Genomic DNA, 22,707 nt, shown 5'->3' on the forward strand with positions numbered 1-22,707 from the left:
ATATTAAAATATTCTTTATTTATCTGAGAGTATTTGATCTGCGTGATCTTTGGTTTTGACTTCCTTTCCTCTAAATATACGCTCAATTGTGCCCGATTCATTGATGATGAATGTAGTACGCTCTGTACCCATATACTTGCGGCCGTACATGCTTTTCTCTACCCATACACCAAAAGCTTGTTGAAGCGAGGTTTCCGTATCTGCAATGAGAGGGAATGGTAGACTGTGTTTCTCGATGAATCCTTTATGACTCTTGGCCGAGTCTTTACTCACTCCTATTATCTGATAGCCTTGAGCTGAGAGGGCTCCTATTCCATCGCGTAAACTACAGGCTTCTGCGGTACAACCGGATGTATTGTCTTTCGGATAAAAATATAAGGCTATTTTTTTACCCGGATAATCTGATAGTCTTATTTCTTTGCCATCCTGATCTTTACCCAATAAGTCAGGCGCTTTATCTCCTATTTGCATTTGTATAGATTTTTTATGAAGTAATATTGTCCTGTCATAACAAAGTTACTACAAAAAAGTGAAATGCGGAAAGATATAGTGATAGAATTGAGTTACAAGGGTTTTAGTTGAAGTGGCGATAATTCGTGAAGCCATTACAATCCCTGCCGAAGCCAAATCCTGACGCCGCAACGTTACTTGTTCGTAACCATGCCCGAAAATGCGACAAACGGGCACGGAGGGCGAAACAAGACACTAAGGAATAGTGAGTTACCGACAACTCACGCGAAAAATCCGGTTACGGAAAAAGATTGCGCCGTTCCTCTCCGTTTTGCGTACCGACACCGGACTCTTCACCAACTAATTTTGAAACCAAAAAATTAAGGACAATGAAGAGTACATTTTCAGTAATCTACTACCTCAAGCGTCAGGTAGTGAAAAAGGACGGGACAGTTCCCGTCATGGGACGCATCACAGTTGACGGCAGCCAAACGCAGTTCAGCTGCAAGCTGACTGTCGATCCGAAATTGTGGGACACCAAAGGTGGACGTGTCACGGGCAGAAGCACGGCGGCACTCGAAACGAACCGTATGCTTGACAAGATGCGGGTACGCATCAACAGGCACTATCAGGAAATCATGGAGCGTGATAATTTCGTCACAGCGGAGAAAGTCAAGAACGCATTTCTTGGACTGGAACACCGCCATCATACACTTATGCAGGTGTTCCGCCAGCACAACGAGGACTACGAGAAACAGGTGGAGGCAGGCATGAAAGCCAAAGGCACGCTGTTGAAGTACCGCACCGTTTACAAGCACCTGCAAGAGTTCCTCGACATCCGCTACCATGTGAAGGACATCGCCCTGAAAGAGCTTACCCCGGCTTTCATCTCCGATTTCGAGATGTTCCTGCGCACGGACAAGCACTGCTGCACCAATACCGTGTGGCTGTATGTCTGCCCGCTACGGACGATGGTTTTCATCGCCATCAACAACGAGTGGCTGACACGCGACCCGTTCCGCGAGTATGAAATCAAGAAGGAGGAAACGACACGCAGTTTCCTGACCAAAGAGGAAATACGCCTGCTGATGGACGGGAAACTGAAAAACGCCAAACAAGAACTGTACCGTGACCTCTACCTGTTCTGCGCCTTCACCGGGTTATCGTTTTCGGATATGCGCAGCCTCACAGAAGAGAATATCCGCACCTACTTCGACGAACACGAGTGGATAAACATCAACCGCCAGAAAACGGGCGTGGTGTCCAACATCCGCCTGCTCGACATCGCCAACCGCATAATCGGCAAATACCGGGGGCTGTGCGAGGACGGCAGGATATTCCCCGTACCGCATTATAACACGTGCCTTGCCGGTATCCGTGCCGTCGCCAAGCGTTGCGGCATCACCAAGCATATCACGTGGCATCAGAGCCGCCACACGGCAGCCACGACGGTATTCCTCTCCAACGGCGTACCCATCGAAACCGTCAGTTCCATGCTCGGACACAAGAGCATAAAGACGACGCAGATTTACGCTAAGATAACGAAAGAGAAACTCAATCAGGACATGGAGAACCTTGTGGCAAGATTGAGCGGCATTGAGGAATTTGCAGGTTGCACCATCTAAAAAAGAGGAGCCATGAAACGTGACATAATCATCATAGATAACAAGGCGGTCAGCGTAACCGGTAACGACGTATGGATGGCCGCCACCGAAATCGCCGGACTGTTCCATACGACCGTCCCGGCAGTGAACGCCGCCATCAAAGCTGTCCGCAAGTCGGACGTGCTGAACGACTACAAGGTATGCCGTTACATGCAACTTGAAAACGGGCTGTACGCGGACGTGTACGCGCTTGAAATCATCATACCCGTCGCCTTCCGGCTGAACACCTACAACACCCACCTGTTTCGCACATGGCTGGTGGGAAAGGCACTCTCACAAGAGAAACGGCAGGCATACGTGATGTTCATACAGAACGGAAAAACTGGGTATTGCTGATTGCGCATACCCCATAAGACAAGAAACGGGCAGCACCACAAAAGGTGTCGCCCGTTTCCTTTTTCATGCCAGCGTCACTCCAGCGGCTTGCGGTAGTTCGCTTCCAGTACCTCGCGCAACCCCGTTTCCGGGTAAAGCACCTTCCCTCCCAAAAGTATGAAGGGCAACACGCGGTTGTTGCGGTATTCCTGCAAGGTGCGTCGGCTTACACGGAGCAGTTCCGCCACCTCGCCGTCCGTCAGGTAACGCTCCCCGTCCAGCGGAGGACGGTAATTCTCCAGAAATGCGGACAGCCATTTTGAGCCTTTGCGCATATCCTGCATCACAGAGGCTATCGGCTCGTCTTCCATCGTAAAAACATCGTTGTTCTCGTTTATCATAACTTCGGATTCAGTGGGTAAATAAATCAAATCATCTGCCGTGCGGATAGAGTGTACCGATAAGCGCCTTGTCCAGCTCGCCATGCCCGATGGCTACGGCGTGCGCGGTTTCGTCCGTGACAACCTCCCGATTATCCCCGACACCTTCACGCTCGTCCCCCGTCAGGTCAGGACGGAGAAAGGCTACAAGCCCGATAGCGGCGTGGTGTCGCAGATAAAAACAATCAAAAGGCTGTTCGGCACCAGCGACCAAATCATCGTGGCAACCGATGCCGGACGCGAGGGTGAACTTATCTTCCGCTACCTCTACCACTACACGGGCAGTACCACTCCTTTCGTGCGCCTGTGGATAAGCTCGCTCACCGACAAGGCTATCCGCGAGGGATTGCGCAACCTCGAAGACGGCGGCAAGTATGACAACCTATACCTCGCCGCCAAAGCGCGAAGCGAATCCGACTGGCTCGTGGGCATCAACGGCACGCAGGCTCTCTCCATCGCCGCCGGACACGGCACATACTCCGTGGGGCGGGTGCAGACACCAACGTTGGCTATGGTATGTGAACGCTACTGGGAGAACCGCCGCTTCACGCCCGAAGCCTTCTGGCAACTCCATATCGCAACGGACGGTTGCGACGGCAAGGTCGTGAAATTCTCATCCTCTGAAAAATGGAAGTCGAAAGAACCGGCAACGGAGCTATATAATAAGGTAAAGGCGGCAGGCTTCGCAACGGTAACGAAAGCCGAGCGCAAGGAGAAAACGGAGGATACCCCGTTGCTGTACGACCTGACCACGCTTCAGAAAGAAGCCAACGCCAAGCACGGCTTCACGGCGGAGCAGACGCTTGAAATCGCGCAGAAGCTCTACGAGAAGAAGCTGATAACCTATCCGAGAACGGGTAGCCGCTACATCCCCGAAGACGTGTTTGCCGAAATTCCCAAACTGCTCGCTTTCATCGGCACACAGCACGAATGGAAAGACAAGGTGCGGGCAAAAGCCATCCCGACACGCCGCAGCGTAGACGGCGGCAAGGTGACAGACCACCATGCCCTACTCGTCACGGGTGAGAAACCGCTCTTCCTCTCCAAAGAGGACAATACCATCTATCAGATGATTGCCGGGCGCATGGTCGAGGCATTCTCTGAAAAATGCGTCAAGGACGTGACCGCTGTCATGGCGGAATGTGCCGGAGTGGAGTTTACCGTGAAAGGCAGCGTCATCAGGCAAGCCGGATGGCGTGCTGTCTATGGCGAGGAAAACAAGGAGGAAACCACCATTCCCGGCTGGCAGGAAGGCGACACGCTGACACTGAAAGCCTCTTCCATCACAGAAGGGAAGACCAAGCCCAAGCCGCTACATACCGAAGCCACCCTGCTGTCCGCAATGGAAACGGCGGGCAAGGAAATCGAGGATGACGCACTGCGGCAGGCGATGAAGGACTGCGGCATCGGTACTCCCGCCACACGCGCCTCCATCATCGAAACGCTCTTCAAGCGCGGTTACATGGAACGCTGCAAGAAATTGCTTGTCCCCACCGAAAAGGGGCTTGCACTCAATTCCGTGGTGAAGACGATGCGCATCGCCGATGTCGCCATGACAGGCGAATGGGAGAAGGAACTGGCACGCATCGAGCGTGGGGAGCTGTCCGCCGATACCTTCCGCAAAAAGATAGAGGCGTACACGCGGGAGATTACCTCCGAACTGCTCTCATGCGACAAACTCTTCGGCAGCCGCGATTCCGGTTGCGCGTGTCCCAAGTGCGGCACGGGCAGGATGCGGTTCTACGGCAAGGTGGTACGCTGCGACAACACGGAGTGCGGGCTTCCCGTGTTCCGGCTGAAAGCGGGACGCACCCTGTCCGACGATGAAATCAAAGACCTGCTCACCGAAGGGCATACCCAGCTGCTCAAAGGCTTCAAGAGCAAACAGGGCAAGAGCTTCGATGCCGTCGTCGCCTTTGACGGGGAATATAACACGACGTTCGTGTTCCCGGAGGCTAAAAAGGGCAAGAAATTTTCAGGACGGAAGAAATAGTATTAACTTTGCCACTTGTTCAGAGTAATGAATTGTTCTTCGATACCGGATTACACTCATACTTTGGATTTAGTGGCGGCACTCGGAGGGATACCGAGTGCCTTTTTCTTCCTTTTTTCCAACCGATTATCCCGTTAAATATCAATCCACTAAACTCCAAAGTAATGAACAACAAGAAGAACAACGAAGGGCAGTCCGACTTTTCCTATTACGGTCTGTACCTGATGGACTACCTCCGCACGAACAAGTTTGAACAGGCTACCGACACCGCTTTCATACGGGAACGCGCCGATCGTGCCGCCGAAACGTATGAAAAGGCGCGGATTGAAGGCTATCCCACCGACGGTGCGCAGGAACTGGCGATGGAAACACTGCTGCGCGGGTTGCACTATTCCCGGTACGCCATGCTCCACGAAGTCGTGGAGAACGAGTTTGCCAACGAAGTGCCGGAAGAGAAACAAGAAGCCTTTATCCATAAACTCCTGCCGCTTGTCGGCAACGTGTTCTCCGTCTATGACCTTTCGGACGACAACTTCGCCCTGTCTTCCGATTACGACCTGCTCTATACGGAGCTGACGGGGGCAACCGTCCTTTACATCGGGGAATATGGCGTTTAACCGCAAACAGAAACTACGGGACAACATCGAGGCGATACGGACGGCATTCATCCTTGACAGGGAACAGAGAGCGGCGACAACCGAAGAGCGTGCCATACTTCAAAGGTACTGCGGTTTCGGCGGTCTGAAATGTATCCTGAACCCTGCCAAGGAACTGACGGATGCCGTCCGGTGGGCGAAATCCGACCTCGAACTGTTCGCCCCGACGGTGGAGTTGCACAGGCTCATCCGTGAGAACAGCAAGGACGAAACGGAATACAAGCGGTTTGTGGATTCGCTGAAAGCATCCGTGCTGACCGCTTTCTACACCCCAAAAGAGATAACTGACACCCTCGCGGACATGCTGGCGGATTACAGCGTCCGCCCCGCCCGTATGCTCGAACCGTCGGCAGGTGTAGGCGTGTTCGTGGATTCCGTGCTGCGGCACAGCCCCGATGCGGATGTGATGGCTTTCGAGAAGGATCTGCTCACGGGGACAATCCTGCGGCATCTATATCCAGACCATAAAATGCGCACCTGCGGTTTTGAGAAAATTGAAAAGCCTTTCAACAATTATTTCGACTTGGCGGTATCTAACATCCCGTTCGGTGACATCGCCGTGTTCGACGCGGAGTTTCAGCGTAGCGATTCCTTCGGCAGACGCTCCGCCCAGAACGCCATACACAACTATTTTTTCCTCAAAGGGCTTGATACCGTGCGTGACGGCGGTATCGTGGCGTTTATCACCTCGCAGGGGGTATTGAACAGCACCAAGACCTCCGTGCGTAACGAACTTTTCCGGCAGGCTAATCTGGTATCCGCGGTACGCCTGCCCAACAACCTGTTCACGGACAACGCGGGCACGGAGGTGGGCAGCGACCTGATTGTCCTGCAAAAGCACCTGAACAAGAAGGAAATGTCGCAGGACGAACGGCTGATGACCGTGATACAGACGGATACGAAAACCGACCTGACGGACAACGCCTATTTCATCCACCACCCGGAACGCATCGTGCATACGACGGCGAAACTTGACACCGACCCCTACGGGAAACCCGCTATGGTCTATCTGCACGAGGGCAAGACCGCAGGCATATCCGGGGACTTGCGCCGTATGCTTGACGAGGATTTCCATTACAGGCTCGCCATGCGTCTGTATTCGGGAACAATCCGGCAGTCGGGAACGGAAGAAAAAGTTACCGTTCAAAAGGAGGTAGAGCGTCCTGCTATAAAATTGGAAACGGTATCTTCGGCGCAGACGGTGGAAACTCCGACAGAAAAACCGCAACCCGTTGAGGAAAAACCGGAGATAGAGCCACGTCCGAAATATTCTGACGGTGTGCAGCTATCCTTGCTCGACCTCTGGGGGATGACGGAAGAAGTCAGTCAACAACCGAAAACCGCCAAAAAGAAAAAGGCGGCGAAAAAGGAAAGCCCGACAAGGCGCATTCCGTCCAAGCCGCAGACCACACAGAATGTTACGGAAAACAAGGAGGCGAAAACGGACAATGCCGCCAAGCCTGCCGACCCTGACGACATCTATGCCACGTTGGACTGGGATACCAATCCTCCCATCAACGGCTTCTATGAAATGATGATGGGTTTGACGCCGGAACGCAGGAAGGAACTTCGGGAGCTGGCAAGACAGCATAACGAGAAACAAGTGGCGGCGGAAAAGACGGAAGTGAAAGCTGTGCCGGAAACTTCCCGAGAGCAACCACGACAGGAGGAAACACAGCCGAAAGTTGCCGCCACGCCTGCTGCTACCGATGCTCAAGTGGAAGCGGTGGCGACTTCACTTTTCCCCGACATCGAAGCGGAAAAGCCGAAGGAGGAAGTCGTGGACCTTTCTCCGCGTGCCTACCACCGCACGCCGGAGATGCACCTGCGCGAAGGCTCGCTGGTGGCTGACAGGGCGCGCCGCAACATCGGCTATCTGAAGGACATCACGCCTTACGGGGCCACATTCCAGCCGCTCGACCTGAAAGGCTACCAGAAGGAGAAGGCGTTACAGTATGTTTTACTCCGTGACGCCTACGAGCGGCTGTACCGCTATGAATCGAACCTACACGAAGCAAATGTCCAGTGGCGTGAGCATCTGAACACCTGTTACGATGAGTTCGTCATGCGTTACGGCAACCTCAACGCCAAGCAGAACGTGAAGCTGGTGATGATGGACGCGGGAGGGCGTGACATCCTTTCGCTGGAACGGGCGGAGAACGGGAAGTTTGTCAAGGCGGACATCTTCGATCGTCCTGTTTCCTTCTCCGTGGAGAGCCATGCCAACGTAGGCTCTCCCGAAGAAGCCTTGTCCGCGTCGCTCAACAAATATGGCACGGTCAATCTCGACTATATGCGGGAGATAACCGACAGCACGGCGGAGGAGTTGCTCACAGCCCTGCAAGAACGTATCTATTACAATCCGCTCGTAACCGGTTACGAGATTAAGGACCGCTTTATTGCCGGAAACGTGATAGAGAAGGCGGAACGCATAGAGGCTTGGATGGGCGAAAACCCCGAAAGTGAACGTATGCCGGAGGTGAAGCAGGCGTTGGAGGCTCTGAAAGAAGCCGAACCGCCGCGCATCGCCTTCGAGGATCTGGACTTCAATTTCGGGGAACGCTGGATTCCGACGGGTGTCTATGCCGCCTACATGAGCCGGCTGTTTGACACAGAGGTGAAAATCGCCTACTCCGCCAGCATGGACGAGTTTTCGGTGGCGTGCGGCTACCGCACCATGAAAATCACGGACGAGTTTCTGGTGAAGGGGTATTACCGGAACTATGACGGTATGCACCTTCTGAAACACGCCCTGCACAACACCTGCCCCGACATGATGAAGTCCATCGGCAAGGACGAGCATGGCAACGACATCAAGGTGCGCGACAGCGAGGGAATACAGCTCGCCAACGCCAAGATTGACGAGATACGAAACGGATTCTCCGAATGGCTCGAAGAGCAGTCGCCACAGTTCAAGGAGCGGCTGACGACGATGTATAACCGCAAGTTCAACTGTTTCGTGCGCCCGAAGTATGACGGCTCGCACCAGACTTTCCCCGACCTCAATCTGAAAGGCTTGGCAAGCCGGGGCATCAGGAGCGTCTATCCCTCGCAGATGGATTGTGTCTGGATGCTGAAACAGAACGGCGGCGGAATTTGTGACCATGAGGTGGGAACCGGCAAGACGCTGATTATGTGTATCGCCGCACATGAAATGAAGCGTCTGAATCTGGCGCACAAGCCGATGATTATCGGGCTGAAAGCCAATGTCGCGGAGATTGCCGCCACCTATCAGGCGGCATATCCCAACGCACGTATTCTGTACGCTTCGGAAAAGGACTTTTCGACCGCCAACCGCGTGCGTTTCTTCAACAATATCAAGAACAACGACTACGATTGTGTCATCATGTCGCACGACCAGTTCGGCAAGATACCGCAGTCGCCGGAGTTGCAGCAGCGCATCCTGCAAGCGGAGCTTGACACGGTGGAGGAAAACCTCGAAGTGCTGCGCCAGCAGGGAAAGAACGTGTCGCGGGCGATGCTGAAAGGATTGGAGAAGCGCAAGCACAACCTTGAAGCGAAGCTGGAGAAGGTGGAACACGCCATAAAGTCACGCACGGACGACGTGGTGGATTTCAAGCAGATGGGCATCGACCACATCTTCATAGATGAGAGCCACCAGTTCAAAAATCTGACTTTCAATACACGACACGACCGTGTGGCGGGGCTGGGAAACAGCGAGGGAAGCCAGAAGGCGTTGAACATGCTCTTTGCCATACGCACCATACAGGAGCGCACGGGCAAAGATTTGGGAGCTACGTTCCTCTCCGGCACGACCATCAGCAACTCGCTGACTGAATTGTATCTGCTGTTCAAGTACCTGCGCCCGAAGGAGCTGGAACGGCAGGATATCCGGTGTTTCGACGCTTGGGCGGCGATATTCGCCAAGAAGACGACGGATTTTGAGTTCAACGTGACGAACAACGTGGTGCAGAAGGAGCGTTTCCGATACTTCATCAAAGTGCCGGAGCTTGCCGCCTTCTATAATGAGATTACGGACTACCGAACGGCGGAGGATGTGGGCGTTGACCGCCCCGCCAAGAACGAGATACTGCACCACATACCGCCCACGCCGGAGCAGGAGGACTTCATTCAGAAGCTGATGCAGTTCGCCAAGACGGGCGATGCCACCCTGTTGGGCAGGCTGCCGCTTTCGGAAACGGAAGAAAAGGCGAAGATGCTTATCGCCACGGACTATGCCCGCAAAAGATTCAATAATTTTGTATCTTTCAGATAATCAATAGGATAAGAAAGAATAAAGGATAAAAGGGTTACGAGTTGGAAACGAGCGAGTTTCTCTCCCCTTCTTTATTCTGCATTACTTCAAAGAGCACTTAATCTTATGGTGCAAAGATAATCATTTCCCGATGAAAAGCTGTAAGAATTGAAGAAAAAACTTGTTGCTCCATATTTTTTGCTTTTCAATAACTACAAACGGCTAAAAAGATAGCATACAGCCATAAATATAGCACAAAACAAGCGGTTTAGTGAAATACAATCATTATCTTTGCATTTGATATTTGTAAATCAAAGGCTCGGAAGATGAAACTAAACAGAATAAAACTCGTACTTGTGGAAAAAGAAGTTTCCCAAACGCAATTGGCAAAGGAACTTGGCAAGAGTTTCAGCACAATCAATGCGTATTGCAGCAATCGCAAACAGCCTTCTTTAGACTTGCTGAATAAAATTGCAGAATATCTATCCGTGAATATCAAGGACTTAATTGTCGATAAATAAGTAAGCAGGTATGGAAGAAAAAATATCAAAGTCAGCTTTCAGCGAGGACAGCAGAGTGAAATTTCCAACTCTTATGCACCTTATGGGCATGGGATTCAAGTATGTTTCCCTTAAAGGTCTGAAAACAAAGTATGTTATTGCTCCTAAGACGGAGTTTGACCCTCTCACGAATATTCTGACAGACTATTTCACGGAAGCCTACAATAAGCTCAATCCAAATGTAGAAAACGGAGCGGCTGGAAAGCTGCTTGCAAAGATACAGTCTTCACTAATGAATGATGATTTGGGACGACAATTCTATAATGAAATCCTGCTTAATACAGGCGAGAGAATCATAGACTTGTCCTCACCTGCAAATTTCTACAAGAACAATACTTTCCAAGTAACTACTGAAATGACATGTGGCGATAAGGATAGTGACAACTATCGCCCAGACATTACTCTTTTTGTAAATGGGTTGCCTTTGGCTTTTATTGAAGTAAAGAAAGAGAACAATCACAAAGGAATACAGGCGGAAACCGACCGTATGAAACAACGCTTCGTAAATCCCAAATACAGGCGTTTCCTTAACCTCACCCAAATTATGGTGTTTAGCAATGACATGGAGTACGACAGCAACGAGGTAACTCCAACTATCGGTGCTTTTTATGCCACAATCGGTAAGAAAAATACCAAATATAACTGTTTCCGTGAGGAAGGACAGGACAGCTTCCCCATAGAACGGCACATTCGGCAAGTAACTCTGCAAGAGGAGGAAATTCTGTTGCGTGATAACAATGTGCCTCAATACAAGAACAGCAGCGAGTACAAAACAAATTGCCTTGCCAACACCCCAACCAAGCGTATATGCGACAGTCTGTTCTCTTTCAATCGCTTCCACTTTCTGTTGAAATACGGCATTGCTTATGTGGATTACACAAATGGACTCCAAAAGCATATCATGCGCTATCCGCAACTGTTTGCGACCAAAGCCATTGAACGCCATTTGGAGGCTGGAAAGACAAAGGGTATTATTTGGCACACGCAAGGAAGTGGCAAGACTGCCTTGTCTTTTTACAACGTAAAGTATCTGACGGACTATTATTCCTCGAAAGGAATTGTTCCCCAATTCTTTTTTATTGTTGACCGCTTGGACTTGATGATACAAACCCAAAGAGAGTTTTCATATAGGGGGCTAAAAGTCAATTCGGTGCAGACAAAAGATGATTTCGCAAAGATTATCAGTAGCGGACTGACCACACAGAACAGGGAGGGCAAGTCGGAGATAACCGTCGTGAATATACAAAAGTTTTCCAACGACTCAAAGGCTTTGCCAAAGAACGCCTATAATGTTCCTGTGCAGCGCATCTACTTCATTGATGAAGCGCACCGCAATTACAGTCCTGATGGATGTTTCCTGAAAAATCTTATATCCAGCGACAGCAATGCTGTGAAAATAGCTTTGACGGGTACACCCATCATCAGCAAGGAATACAACACGAAAGACATTTTTGGAGATTACATACACACTTATTTCTACAATGCCTCCATTGCGGACGGCTATACGCGTCGCCTGATACGGGAAGATATTGGCTCCAATTACAAGATCAGGTTGCAAGAGGCTTTGAACAGCATTCGTGTAAAGGCTCATAGCGTTAGGGAAAGCGATGTATATGCACACAGGACATACGTTCAGCCCCTCCTTGACTATGTGATAAATGACTTGCAGCAGTTTCGTGTCAAAAACGAAGACAACACTTTGGGTGGTATGGTGGTATGCAATAGCAAGGAGCAAGCGCAAATGATGTACCGGCTCTTCCTTGAAAAGTATGCCGATGAAACCGAACTTGACAATGAAAGGGACGAGGATGGAGCAACGGTATATCGCAGTATCAGCGCAGGAGAGATGGAGGTCAAGAAGACCCCTTGCAGAAAAGGCTGCTATCGTGCGGCACTGATAACCTATGACAGCTTTGACAAGGAAACAAGAGCAAAGTGGATAGAACTTTTCAAAGACGGTAAGATAGATTTGCTTATCGTGTTTCAAATGCTTCAAACGGGTTTTGATGCACCTCGTCTAAAGAAGCTCTACCTGCACCGTATGGTTAAGGAGCACAATCTGCTCCAGACGTTGACCCGTGTCAATCGACCTTACAAAGAAATAAAGTATGGCTACGTGGTGGACTTTGCCAACATAGAGGAGGAATACAGCAAGACCAACCGAGAATACCAAGAGGAGCTTGAGTATGAGGTAGGGAAAGACAACCTCAAGCATACCGACCGGCTTCTTGTAACTATGGAGGAAGCCAAATCAAGAGTTGATGAGGCAAGAAAAGTGCTTGACCCCTACGAGTTGGGGAATCCTGAGATATTCTCCCGACAACTCAACATGGAGGACGACCGAGAAGTGGTCCGCAGCATTGTGCGTTCACTTGAAGATATGCGCAGTTTGCAGAATATGCTTACCGCACAAGGTTCTGAGGTAGAGGCAGTCGTTGAAATCAGTGACATCCACAACTTAATAAAAGCTGCCCGAAATCGTTTGGACTTGCTGGGCTTTATTGATAATGCTGACGAGAAATCCAATACTCGCCAACTTCTTAACGTGGCTTTAGAGAACATCGAGTTTTCCTTTGAGAAACGGGGAGAGGGAGAGTTGGAGATACAGGAGCAATACAGGCAGTCGGTAGAGCATGCACGTAGGCAGTTGCAAGCATGTATGGATACCGAAGACCCTGAATACCGCTCCATTTTGGAAGAGTTTCTCCGACTTTTCCGCAGGAAGGAAATGGAATCACAGGAAGAATTCAATATGCACGATAAAGTCCAGAATGTCAATGATATTTTGAAGCGCATCAAGCGATTGAACGAACGTGATGCCTTGGAAGCCATTAAATATAATGGTGATACAAAGTTCGTGCGAGTGGAGAAACGCCTGAAAGAAAAAGACAAGGAAGAGGTTGAGCATAAGACATTGCCTCGTAATTATGCTTGGACAGAAGAAAAAGAGAAAATGACCGTTGTCCTCCTTGCCATCAAGGAGGATGTGGATGATGTGTATTTCCATAATCAGGCAATACTTGAAGTACCTGCTTACTTCAAGAGAAACATACTTACATACGTTACACGCCATTTCAAAGAAGGGCAAATCAACACCGATCGTGAAGTGCGGAAATATGTAAGTGAGGTTATCAACAGAGAATACCAAGTAACAAGATAAAGACATGAGCAATATAGAAGAAATAAAACAGCAAACATATGCTCTTATTGATAGGTTGAAGAGCACCACTACCAATAACGGCTTGGCAGGAAGTGGCAACGAGTATGTAGTCATCGTAGAAACTTTCCTTTATAAGTTCCTCAACGACAAGTTTATTTACGAGGCAAAGAAAGAAAAGCCTGATTTGGCAACGGCTGATGATTTCTTTGCAGCTTTGGATGCTATGACTGAAGATGAATACGAGGAAATGTGCGACAGCATGTTTGACACTATCATTCTGAAAAAGGAACACCTGATACCTTTCCTTGCCAAAAGGCAGAATGAGGATAAGTTTGCGGAGCTGTTTGATTCCACATTGGAGAGTATCGCTAATGAAAATGAGGAGATTTTCTATATTCTCAATGAGGACGAAACGAGAATATCCATTATGAAACCTATTTCAGATGTGGTGTCCGGTGGAACGAACAAGAAAAATGCTTTCTGTCGTTCACTGATTGGTGATGTGGCAAGTTTCTCCTTTGAGAATGCTTTTGAGGCAGGCTATGATTTTTTCTCTACGATATTCGAATATCTTATCAAGGATTACAATGCCAATGGTGGGGGTAACTATGCTGAATACTACACTCCTCACTCCATTGCCGCAATCATGGCAAAACTGCTTGTTGCCCCTTGTGAAGATGTGAGAAGTGTTACATGCTACGACCCCTCCGCCGGAACGGGTACATTGGTTATCGCCTTGGCTCATGCCATTGGCGAGCAGAACTGCACCGTTTACACACAGGACATCAGCGACAAGTCGTCTACAATGATGATGCTGAACCTGATACTCAACAGCATGAGCCACTCGCTCACACATGTCATACAGGGCAACACATTGAAACATCCGTTCCATAAGAACGAGGATGGTTCCTTGCGCAAGTTTAACTACATTGTCAGCAATCCACCTTTCAAACTCGACTTCTCCGACTATCATAGTGATTTGAAGAATGACACCTACAAGGGCCGTTTCTTCGCAGGAGTTCCCAATATCCCCAACAAGAACAAGGCGGGGATGGAGATTTATCTCTGTTTCTTCCAACATTTGCTTTACAGTCTGAAAGATGATGGCAAAGCGGCTATCGTTGTCCCTACGGGATTCATCACAGCCAAGAGCGGTATCGCTTACAAAATTCGTAAGCATTTGGTAGATGGAGAAAAATCTATTTTGCGTGGCGTTGTGAGTATGCCAAGTAATATCTTTGCCAATACAGGAACAAATGTAAGCGTTGTTTTCATCGACAAGTCAGGAGTGGACAAACCTGTATTGATAGATGCAAGCAAACTTGGAGAGACCATTAAAGACAATGGCATACAGAAAACAAAATTACGTGCAGAGGAAATAGATAAAATTGTAGAAACTTTCCGCAACAAAGAAGCCGTGGAGGATTTCTCTGTTACACCTTCATTTGACGAGATTAAAGAAAAAGGCTATAGTTTCTCCGCAGGTCAGTATTTCGACATCAAGATTGACTATGTGGATATTACCGAAGAAGAATTCAAGGCTCGTATGGCTTCTTTCCGTCAGACGCTTACAGAACAGTTTGCCGAAAGCCACAGACTTGAAAATGAAATCATGCGCCAGCTGGATAGTTTGAAATTTAACGAGTAAAATAGATTATGGAGCAACATCATATATCACAAGCATACGAAATTGCGGCTGAAACCATAAAGAACGCTATTCTGCAAGGACAGTATGAAGCAGCCAAAGGTGTTAATCGCATTCAGTTGGCAACCTATTTCAGTGTGGGCAAATATGTTTCAGCTAACACTCGACAAGGAGTTTGGGGGACTGGTGCATTGGAAGCTATAAGTACCCGATTGCGCCAATTACTGCCAGGACTGCGAGGATATTCAGCAGATAGTCTTAAACTGATGCGTATCTTCTATGAAGAATGGAAAGAATTGGATGCTACATCTGTGAAAGCCGAAGCAGAAAAGGATAAATCGTTAATTGCGATTCACGATTTAGACAATTCCGAAGATTTTCAGTTGTCAATTCGTGAGTTGCAATTCACAAATTCGGCAGACTTCCCAATAGACGATTTTTTCAAGGTTCCATTCACCCATCACTCACGTATTCTTGCCAAAGTTAAGTCGTTTGATGAACGTTTGTACTATATCCATCGCTGTGCCGAGGAACACATGTCAGTGGAAACTCTGAAGAAGGCGATGGCTAATGACGACTACCACCATCAGTCCGACATACCCAACAACTTTACAGCCACTATCAGTAAAGGAGATTTGGCACGCAAGGCGGTTATGGCATTTAAGGATGAGTATCTGCTGAACTTTATCAATGTTGAAGAAATTGGTGAGCGTGATGCCGCGGATATTGACGAGCGTGTGGTGGAACAGCAAATCATCCACAACATCAAGAAGTTCATTATGACCTTTGGGCATGACTTCGCCTTTGTTGGCAATCAATATCGTATGGAGATATATGGCGTAGAGCATTTCCCCGACCTCGTATTCTTTAATCGCGAACTAAATGCTTTGGTTATTATTGAGTTGAAAACAGGCGAGTTCAAAACCTCCTATCTTGGACAACTCAATGCCTATCTTGCCATTGCCGACGATAAGATACGCAAGCCACACGAAAATCCGACGATTGGCATTGTACTTTGCAGAAGTGCTAACAAGAACTATGCAGAGTACATGGTACGCCAATATGACAAGCCTATGGGAGTGGCAACCTATAAGACATCCGCAGAAATGCCAGAGAAACTGCGTAAAGCTCTGCCAAGTATTGACGAATTAAAGAAATTGCTATGAACCAAAGTATCTCTCCAAAATATCAAATGGATATAGTTCAAAAGATAAGTACCAGTTTATTTGAGCAATTCAGGAGTTATGAAAATGTTGAAGCGTATTTAAGCAAATGGCATCAAGAAGAACAGGGGTGGAATAATTTTTGGGAGAACTTCCAGTTCTATTATAGAGATGAGGAAAAAAAGAAAATAGATGCAGTAAAGACACTCCATAATGTTGATGGCGAAACATTACTGAAGATTGCAATTGATTTGGGGATAGATACTCCTGATTATATCCCAAGCATACCAACTTTCAAAAATGAATTAAAGTCCAGTTATGAAACAGCAAGCCTAACATTTGAAAAGGCATTTAGAAATGTAGAGACAGATCCAAGCCTCGCTATCGGATTAGCAAACTCAGCCCTTGAAAGCATTATTAAGGAGATTCTGAAGGATTCAAGAATAAATGTAATATGGAGTGAAAAAGAGACCCTGACAAAACTCATTGGGAATATCTGCAAAGCATTCGGATTGCAGAGTAATGGGAATCTCCCAAAAGAGATAAAGACTTTAGCCAGTTCTCTAATAAATGCAGGGAAAGCGATAGAGGATTTACGTAGCGATAAGACGGAATTTCATGGAAAAACTGATGGAGATTTAATGATTAAAGATGCAGTATATGCTTACTTTGTCGTCAATGTAACAACCACTATTGGTTTATTTCTTCTCAATTTCTATAAATCTAATTATCCATCGGTTGATAAGTCTGAGACGATTTCTGATGACGAACTTCCTTTTTAATCAAAACGGTAATGAAAAAATATAAACTTGGAGATTTGATAGAGGTAACAAGAGGAGCAAGCCTTAGTGGTGATTTCTATGCAGCATCGGGCAAATACATTCGCCTGACCTGTGGTAATTTTGATTATCGCAACAACTGCTTTAAGGAGAATACCTCTAAGGACAATCTTTATTATACAGGAGAGTTCAAGGAGGAATTTCTACTTGAAAAGGGAGATTTGATAACTCCACTAACCGAACAAGCTATCGGCTTGCTCGGTTCTACCGCATGGATTCCTGAAAGCGGGAAATATATTCAAAGTCAGGATATAGCCAAGATTACCTGCACAGAGGAACAGTTTGATAAAAAGTTTGCCTATTATCTCATATCTTCTGATATGGTGAAACGGCAACTAAGTGCAGCCGCCCAACAAACAAAAATTAGGCATACCTCTCCTGATAAAATAAAAGACTGCACCGTATGGTTACCTCCTTTGGCAGAGCAAAAACAGATAGGGCAACTTTTATTTGATATTGACTGTAAAATAGAAGTCAATCGTGCGATAAATCATAATTTAGAGGCGATGGCAAAGCAACTCTACGACTATTGGTTTGTACAGTTCGATTTTCCCGATGAGAACGGTAAGCCGTATAAAAGTAGCGGAGGCAAGATGGTGTGGAATGAGAAACTCAAACGAGAGATACCAGAGGGTTGGACTGACGGCATTTTCTCTAATATTGCTAACATTACGATGGGGCAATCTCCTGATGGATCAAGTTATAATGAAGAAGGAAACGGCAGTGTTTTCTATCAAGGGAGTACAGATTTTGGGATGCGTTTTCCTTCTGTTCGAATGTTCACAACATCCCCTTCTCGGTTTGCGAAGCAAGGAGACATTCTTATGAGTGTTCGTGCCCCAGTCGGAGCTGTCAATATCGCTAACAATGATTGTTGTATAGGACGAGGGCTGTCAGCGATTAGCGCAAAGATTGGTTCAATAACCTATATCTACTATGTCATTCATTATTTAAGAATCCATTTTGATAGCCTTAATACAGCTGGAACAACATTCGGAGCAATAACAAAAGACGATCTCTACAATCTCCCTGTTGTTGTCCCTCATAATAGAGTAATTGAGTTATTTGAATCTATTTGCAAACCAATCTTCGATAAACAGATGGGAATAGGTCTTGAAATAGAACGCGTCACTAAGCTACGAGACGAACTTCTTCCTCTCCTGATGAATGGTCAGGTATCGGTAAATTATGATTTAGCGAACGATTAAGGGCTATTTTCTTTTCAAATGCTTCTAAACAGTTGGCTATGGCTGTTTGATTTTCAATTGGATACGGCTCAATCTCAATGGTAGAGAGGGCTATATCCAATTGGAGGTTCTTTATGCCCGATGTTTTCCCTTCAAAGTTGAAAAACACGCCACTATTATACAGATACTGCCAATATTGGTAGATAAAGAATGAGTTCCATCCGTCTTTTACCCTAAAAGCAACGCAGAAATTGGAACAAACTACGTCCGTTGATATAGAAAGTAGGTTTTCGGAGATGTACACGGCACGCCCAGTTGATTGGGTGGGGCTTCCTCCTGATTTCTCTATTACAATATCTCCGAGTTTGAGTAATTTCTGTTGAAATGAGCGGTCAGAGACGTAGCGAAGAGGAATATTGGCAAATTCATTGTTACTTATGGGTACAATGTCTGCCCCTCTCACACAAGAAACGGCATGAGGGGTTTCTATACTTGGGGATTCATTTCCCCAGTCTCCGGCAATAAAAACATCTATAATCTCTGATAACTTCATTCTTGTTTCTATTTTACTGCAAAGATACAGTTCCAAAAGCAAAATGACGAAGAAATCAAAGATAAAATGGCTACTATCAGCCTATATACTTGCGGTGTGCCATTTTTACATTTGCTTGATTTACCATAGCGTAATGCAATGTGGTATCAATCTTTACATGCCCCAATAGTCGTTGTACTTGTTCAATGGGCATACCTTTGTCAATAGCCATAGTTGCTAAGGTACGACGAAACTTGTGCGGATGCACCTTGTTCAGTCCTGCTCGCTTACCAAGTTGCCGTAAACGCGTTTCTACTCCTCCTATTGTCAGTCTGTTGTGGGGTAAGGATAAAGATACAAACAGAGCAGGGTTCGTATCCGTTCTGCTTTCAAGATACCGTTTGAGATGTATTTTTGTCCGTGCATTGAAATAGACCTCGCGCTCCTTATTGCCTTTGCCAAATACAACGCATTGCCGTTCGTGAAAGTCTATGTCTTCACGGTTCATCTTTACCAATTCGCCTACACGCATACCTGTGGAAGCCAATAAATCTATCATTGCCAAGTCTCTGATTTCGTGGCAGGTATCACGCAACACCTCCATGTGTTCATCGCTTATTACTTCTTTGACAAGGCTTTCAGTACGCACTTTATGAATACGGCGTACAGGGCTTTTAGCGATATAGTCTTCATCCTCCAACCATGCAAAGAAGCTGGAAAATATGCGCCTTAGGTTGTCTATCGTAACTCTACTTGAGCCACGTTCCTCTTGATAGCGAGCAAGATAGGAGCGAATGTCGTTTGTTTCGAGTTCACCTATTCGTTTTTGTTCACTTCTCAACAAGGCTTCTATGGACGATTGGTAATAGCATAACGTTTTATCTGAACAACCCTCTATTTTCTTGGCAGAAATAAAGGCTTGCAGAAGTTCTCCATTAGCTTGCTCTCGTTGTTGTTCTTCATTTTCGACTGGCATCACTACCACTTGCTCAAAGGCGTTTTTCAATACCATTCGCAATCTTGCTTGTTGCCTTATATCTAAAATATCAGACATCTCGGCAAGAATGTTCTCTATTTTTTTCTCTTTCATCTAATTATTATTTTGGTGATATACCATAATAACGAAAACATCGGAGAACATAGAAAGATTAAATCATAATTTAGAGGCGATGGCAAAGCAACTCTACGACTATTGGTTTGTGCAGTTCGACTTCCCCAACGCTAAGGGTAAGCCGTATAAGTCCAGCGGTGGAAAGATGGTGTGGAATGAGAAGTTGAAGCGAGAAATACCAGAAGGATGGGAAGTATTGCCCCTTTTTGAAGCAATTAGTGTACAATATGGATTCCCTTTTGCCACTGAACAATTTACAGAGGAAATAACAAATGTTCCAGTTGTTCGTATTAGAGACATACTTGAGGGTACGACTTCCGCATACTCTCTTGAAGACACAGATGAAAAATACCGTTTGAATGAAGGTGATGTCCTCGTCGGAATGGACGGTAATTTCCATATAAACTTCTGGCATAATAATGAGGCATATCTTAATCAACGATGCGTGAGATTGCGACCATATGGTGACTCTGACATTTCTTCAATTCAAATCTTGCATGGTATAAGTCCCTATATCAAGGCAAAGGAGCAGAGTGCCAAAGGTTCAACCGTTGGGCATCTTTCAGATAAGGATATGAAAGGATTGTATCTTATACAATCTATAAACACAATGAACTTCAATTCACGGAAGACACTTGATGTATTGCTTTCGTTGATTATTAGGGATAAGAAAGAGATACTCTCGCTGACTAAGCTACGTGACGAGCTTCTTCCTCTTTTGATGAACGGTCAGGTGTCGGTAAATTATGATTTATCACCCATCAGTACTGTTTTCTCTCAAACAATTCTGTCAATTGCACGGCTTGCTGTTGCAGCCTGATGATAGTTTGGGAATAGCTTTCGAGTTTATCCAGCATTCGTTGAGCAGTGGCGACAGAATGATAAGCATTGAGGACTTTTACGGCTTCGTTGTATAGCACGCCTATCTTATGAGTTAAGGCAACAATTTCGGAGAGTTTATCTAAGTAAGGCTCCTTTGAAGGGTCTTGGCTGATGACCTTAAAGGCTTCACCCAAGAGTCTTGCTCGGACATAGTCGCTTTTTGTCTTTGCTCCCGACTTGCGGTAGAGCCTGATAAGTTTCTGCTGGTCTTCGGAATTAGGTATCCTGATGTGCCATCTGTCCCACCGTGGGCAGGTGGCACATCTGCCATCTGGCTTCTTTTGTTTCTGCTTTTTCATTGCTGTCTAATCACGACTTCGGAGTGATTTAATTCCCCTTTCGGGGCAAGGGGCTTTGTGGGACAAATGGCAATTTGTGGTACAAAGGCACACCTTGCTGATGTAGAAAATGGGATTATAAGCCCATGCCGTGTTACTGCATTCGGTAAATGCGGCAACTCGGCGTAGGCTTGTGTTCCGTGAACGCGGTAATTCAGAGTTTCCGCCACGTTTCCACATCATCTTTGTAGCGGTCAAGGTGTTCCCGAAGAACCTGCTCCGCATACCCCGAAATACTCGCTCCCTGCTCGCCAATCTTCCGTACCACATAGTCCAACCTCCTTTGGGTTTCTTCAGATACATACACGGCTTTACGGTGGCTGACACGAAGCGGCTGGAGGTATTTCTCTAAAAACTCGGATAAACGCTCTCTGCCCTTGGATTTGCCCACTCGTTGTTGAGTTCCTTCAACAGGAACCGCTCTCCCCGTTGTGGACAAGTCCGTTTCTTGGCATGGCGTTTGGGAGATTTCCTCATGGTTCCCCTTTTCTTCCAGTTCCTCCACTTGAACGGAGTCGAACCTTTTCTTTTCCTCCTCATAATATATAGGCTGGTCAAAATCGGGCAATTCTTCGGGCTTTCGGAGCTTGACGCCATAATTTCCCATATCCCTGATGGCTTGCTCCAAGCGCAGTCTTCTCTTTTCTTCTATGGTTGTCATGGCTTCTTGGATATTGGATAATAGTGTCTTTCAAGCATGGCCTGTATGTCGCTCTGCCTGTAGAGAATCTTGCCCCCGATTTTGCAGTAGGCAATCGTACCGTTGTCCCGATAATCCTGAAGTGTGCGGGGGCTCAGCCGTAACTGCTTGCAAACCTCCTCTCCCGTGAGGTAAACCTCTCCGCCCAACATTGGACGAGTCGTGGTACAATAACGCTCCAGTTTCTTCAGTATGCCCTCCATCAACTGTGCAAACATCTGCATCTGAGGGTCTTTCTGTGTAATGATTTCGTTCTCTGTCATAGTTCATTCATTCTTTGCGTTCAGTATCTCCATGATGTCACTCTCCTTGTAATAGCATTTATGCCCAATCATGGAGAATGGGATTTTGCCCGTGTCCCGATAGGATTGCAGCGTGCGCTTGCTGATTCCGAGCCTACGGCACACGGCTTCATTGTCGAGCCAATCGTCTAACTTGGGCGGATTGCCAATGAGTTGTTCGATACTGTGGATAAATTCTGCAAAGTCGGAACAGTGTCGCTCCCATGCCTTGCGGTCGATGATGATAAGTTTCATTGCATTCATTTTGTTTTGATTACGTTGTTGTTACTCGGCAAACAAACTCATATACAGTCCTTTGCCGTTATTGTCGTGTGCAAAGATAGGCCCATAGGTGCATAGAAAAAAGGAACGGAGAAAAGCAGGGAAATAGAGGGAAAATAAGGGAAGTTAAAGATGAAAACAATGGGAAGATAAAAGAATTGTGGTAATGAGAAGAGGTGCCGGTTTGTTCTATATCAGCGAATATTGAGGCAGGTAACTCCCGAACATTCGAGAGTTCGACATATCGAAAGTTCTATCGTTCGATAAACAGATAGTCCGAACGGTCGATATTT

18 protein-coding genes and 2 pseudogenes are annotated in these 22,707 nt (G+C 47.0%); 12 read left to right on the top strand and 8 right to left on the bottom strand.

The genetic code is table 11. The features are described from left to right. Positions 1-15 precede the first annotated feature (15 nt). A complete protein-coding gene (bcp, locus tag VYJ22_RS06230; protein ID WP_407988684.1) occupies positions 16-471 on the bottom strand; it encodes a thioredoxin-dependent thiol peroxidase in 456 nt (151 codons plus the stop codon). A 368-nt stretch (positions 472-839) separates the two neighbouring features. On the opposite strand from bcp, the gene VYJ22_RS06235 reads away from it, so the two are divergent. Further along, entirely contained in the window at positions 840-2,075 is a 1,236-nt protein-coding gene (locus VYJ22_RS06235; protein ID WP_004371695.1) for a site-specific integrase, read from the top strand. Between the two features lie 12 nt (positions 2,076-2,087). Next, positions 2,088-2,450 (top strand): hypothetical protein, encoded by a 363-nt coding sequence (locus VYJ22_RS06240; protein WP_004371696.1) that lies wholly within the window; start codon positions 2,088-2,090, stop codon positions 2,448-2,450. Positions 2,451-2,524: 74 nt separating this feature from the next. On the opposite strand, the gene VYJ22_RS06245 is transcribed toward VYJ22_RS06240, so the two are convergent. Continuing rightward, entirely contained in the window at positions 2,525-2,830 is a 306-nt protein-coding gene (locus VYJ22_RS06245; protein ID WP_025072717.1) for a helix-turn-helix domain-containing protein, read from the bottom strand. Positions 2,831-2,897: 67 nt separating this feature from the next. Here VYJ22_RS06245 and VYJ22_RS06250 point away from each other — a divergent pair. The 9 genes and pseudogenes from VYJ22_RS06250 to VYJ22_RS06290 form a co-directional block, all read left to right on the top strand. Then, positions 2,898-4,862: pseudogene (locus VYJ22_RS06250) on the top strand (DNA topoisomerase); the annotation flags it as partial. Positions 4,863-5,026: 164 nt separating this feature from the next. Next, a complete protein-coding gene (locus VYJ22_RS06255; protein WP_004371702.1) occupies positions 5,027-5,479 on the top strand; it encodes a DUF1896 domain-containing protein in 453 nt (150 codons plus the stop codon). Further along, positions 5,469-9,725 (top strand): annotated as a pseudogene (locus tag VYJ22_RS06260) (N-6 DNA methylase); the annotation flags it as partial. The gene VYJ22_RS06255 and the pseudogene VYJ22_RS06260, both read left to right, overlap by 11 nt. Before the next feature lie 335 nt (positions 9,726-10,060). Continuing rightward, positions 10,061-10,255, top strand: coding sequence for a helix-turn-helix transcriptional regulator (locus VYJ22_RS06265; protein ID WP_096405012.1), 195 nt, complete (start codon positions 10,061-10,063; stop codon positions 10,253-10,255). Positions 10,256-10,265: 10 nt separating this feature from the next. Beyond that, complete coding sequence (locus VYJ22_RS06270; protein WP_329903057.1) at positions 10,266-13,454, top strand: DEAD/DEAH box helicase family protein; 3,189 nt, start codon at positions 10,266-10,268, stop codon at positions 13,452-13,454. Between the two features lie 4 nt (positions 13,455-13,458). Next, positions 13,459-15,102: an HsdM family class I SAM-dependent methyltransferase gene (locus VYJ22_RS06275; protein ID WP_329903058.1), complete on the top strand. Its 1,644-nt coding sequence runs from the start codon at positions 13,459-13,461 to the stop codon at positions 15,100-15,102. An 8-nt stretch (positions 15,103-15,110) separates the two neighbouring features. Then, a complete protein-coding gene (locus VYJ22_RS06280; protein WP_329903059.1) occupies positions 15,111-16,265 on the top strand; it encodes a PDDEXK nuclease domain-containing protein in 1,155 nt (384 codons plus the stop codon). Beyond that, positions 16,262-17,044 (top strand): abortive infection family protein, encoded by a 783-nt coding sequence (locus tag VYJ22_RS06285; RefSeq protein WP_329903061.1) that lies wholly within the window; start codon positions 16,262-16,264, stop codon positions 17,042-17,044. Before VYJ22_RS06280 ends, VYJ22_RS06285 begins: the two co-directional genes overlap by 4 nt. Before the next feature lie 11 nt (positions 17,045-17,055). Further along, entirely contained in the window at positions 17,056-18,309 is a 1,254-nt protein-coding gene (locus VYJ22_RS06290) for a restriction endonuclease subunit S (RefSeq protein ID WP_329903062.1), read from the top strand. On the opposite strand, the gene VYJ22_RS06295 is transcribed toward VYJ22_RS06290, so the two are convergent. Further along, positions 18,233-18,841, bottom strand: a complete 609-nt coding sequence (locus VYJ22_RS06295) for a restriction endonuclease subunit S (protein ID WP_329903063.1) — start codon at positions 18,839-18,841, stop codon at positions 18,233-18,235. The genes VYJ22_RS06290 and VYJ22_RS06295 overlap by 77 nt on opposite strands. A 76-nt stretch (positions 18,842-18,917) precedes the next feature. Next, positions 18,918-19,910, bottom strand: a complete 993-nt coding sequence (gene xerA / locus VYJ22_RS06300) for a site-specific tyrosine recombinase/integron integrase (RefSeq protein WP_329903064.1) — start codon at positions 19,908-19,910, stop codon at positions 18,918-18,920. Between the two features lie 79 nt (positions 19,911-19,989). On the opposite strand from xerA, the gene VYJ22_RS06305 reads away from it, so the two are divergent. After that, positions 19,990-20,751 (top strand): restriction endonuclease subunit S, encoded by a 762-nt coding sequence (locus VYJ22_RS06305; RefSeq protein ID WP_329903065.1) that lies wholly within the window; start codon positions 19,990-19,992, stop codon positions 20,749-20,751. On the opposite strand, the gene VYJ22_RS06310 is transcribed toward VYJ22_RS06305, so the two are convergent. The 4 genes from VYJ22_RS06310 to VYJ22_RS06325 all read right to left on the bottom strand — a co-directional run bounded on the left by VYJ22_RS06310 (position 20,693) and on the right by VYJ22_RS06325 (position 22,387). Further along, positions 20,693-21,112, bottom strand: coding sequence for a plasmid mobilization protein (locus VYJ22_RS06310; RefSeq protein ID WP_329903066.1), 420 nt, complete (start codon positions 21,110-21,112; stop codon positions 20,693-20,695). The two genes, VYJ22_RS06305 and VYJ22_RS06310, sit on opposite strands and share 59 nt — an antisense overlap. 193 nt (positions 21,113-21,305) lie before the next feature. After that, the gene (locus VYJ22_RS06315) at positions 21,306-21,812 is read right to left on the bottom strand and encodes a DUF3408 domain-containing protein (protein ID WP_329903067.1); all 507 of its coding nucleotides are present in this window, start codon (positions 21,810-21,812) and stop codon (positions 21,306-21,308) included. Continuing rightward, complete coding sequence (locus VYJ22_RS06320) at positions 21,809-22,114, bottom strand: helix-turn-helix domain-containing protein (RefSeq protein WP_329903068.1); 306 nt, start codon at positions 22,112-22,114, stop codon at positions 21,809-21,811. The genes VYJ22_RS06315 and VYJ22_RS06320 overlap by 4 nt, the downstream gene beginning before the upstream one ends. A gap of 3 nt (positions 22,115-22,117) precedes the next feature. After that, the gene (locus VYJ22_RS06325; RefSeq protein ID WP_329903069.1) at positions 22,118-22,387 is read right to left on the bottom strand and encodes a helix-turn-helix domain-containing protein; all 270 of its coding nucleotides are present in this window, start codon (positions 22,385-22,387) and stop codon (positions 22,118-22,120) included. Positions 22,388-22,707: the final 320 nt, after the last annotated feature.

The sequence above is a fragment of the Porphyromonas pogonae genome, from assembly GCF_036320655.1.
Lineage (GTDB): Bacteria > Bacteroidota > Bacteroidia > Bacteroidales > Porphyromonadaceae > Porphyromonas > Porphyromonas pogonae.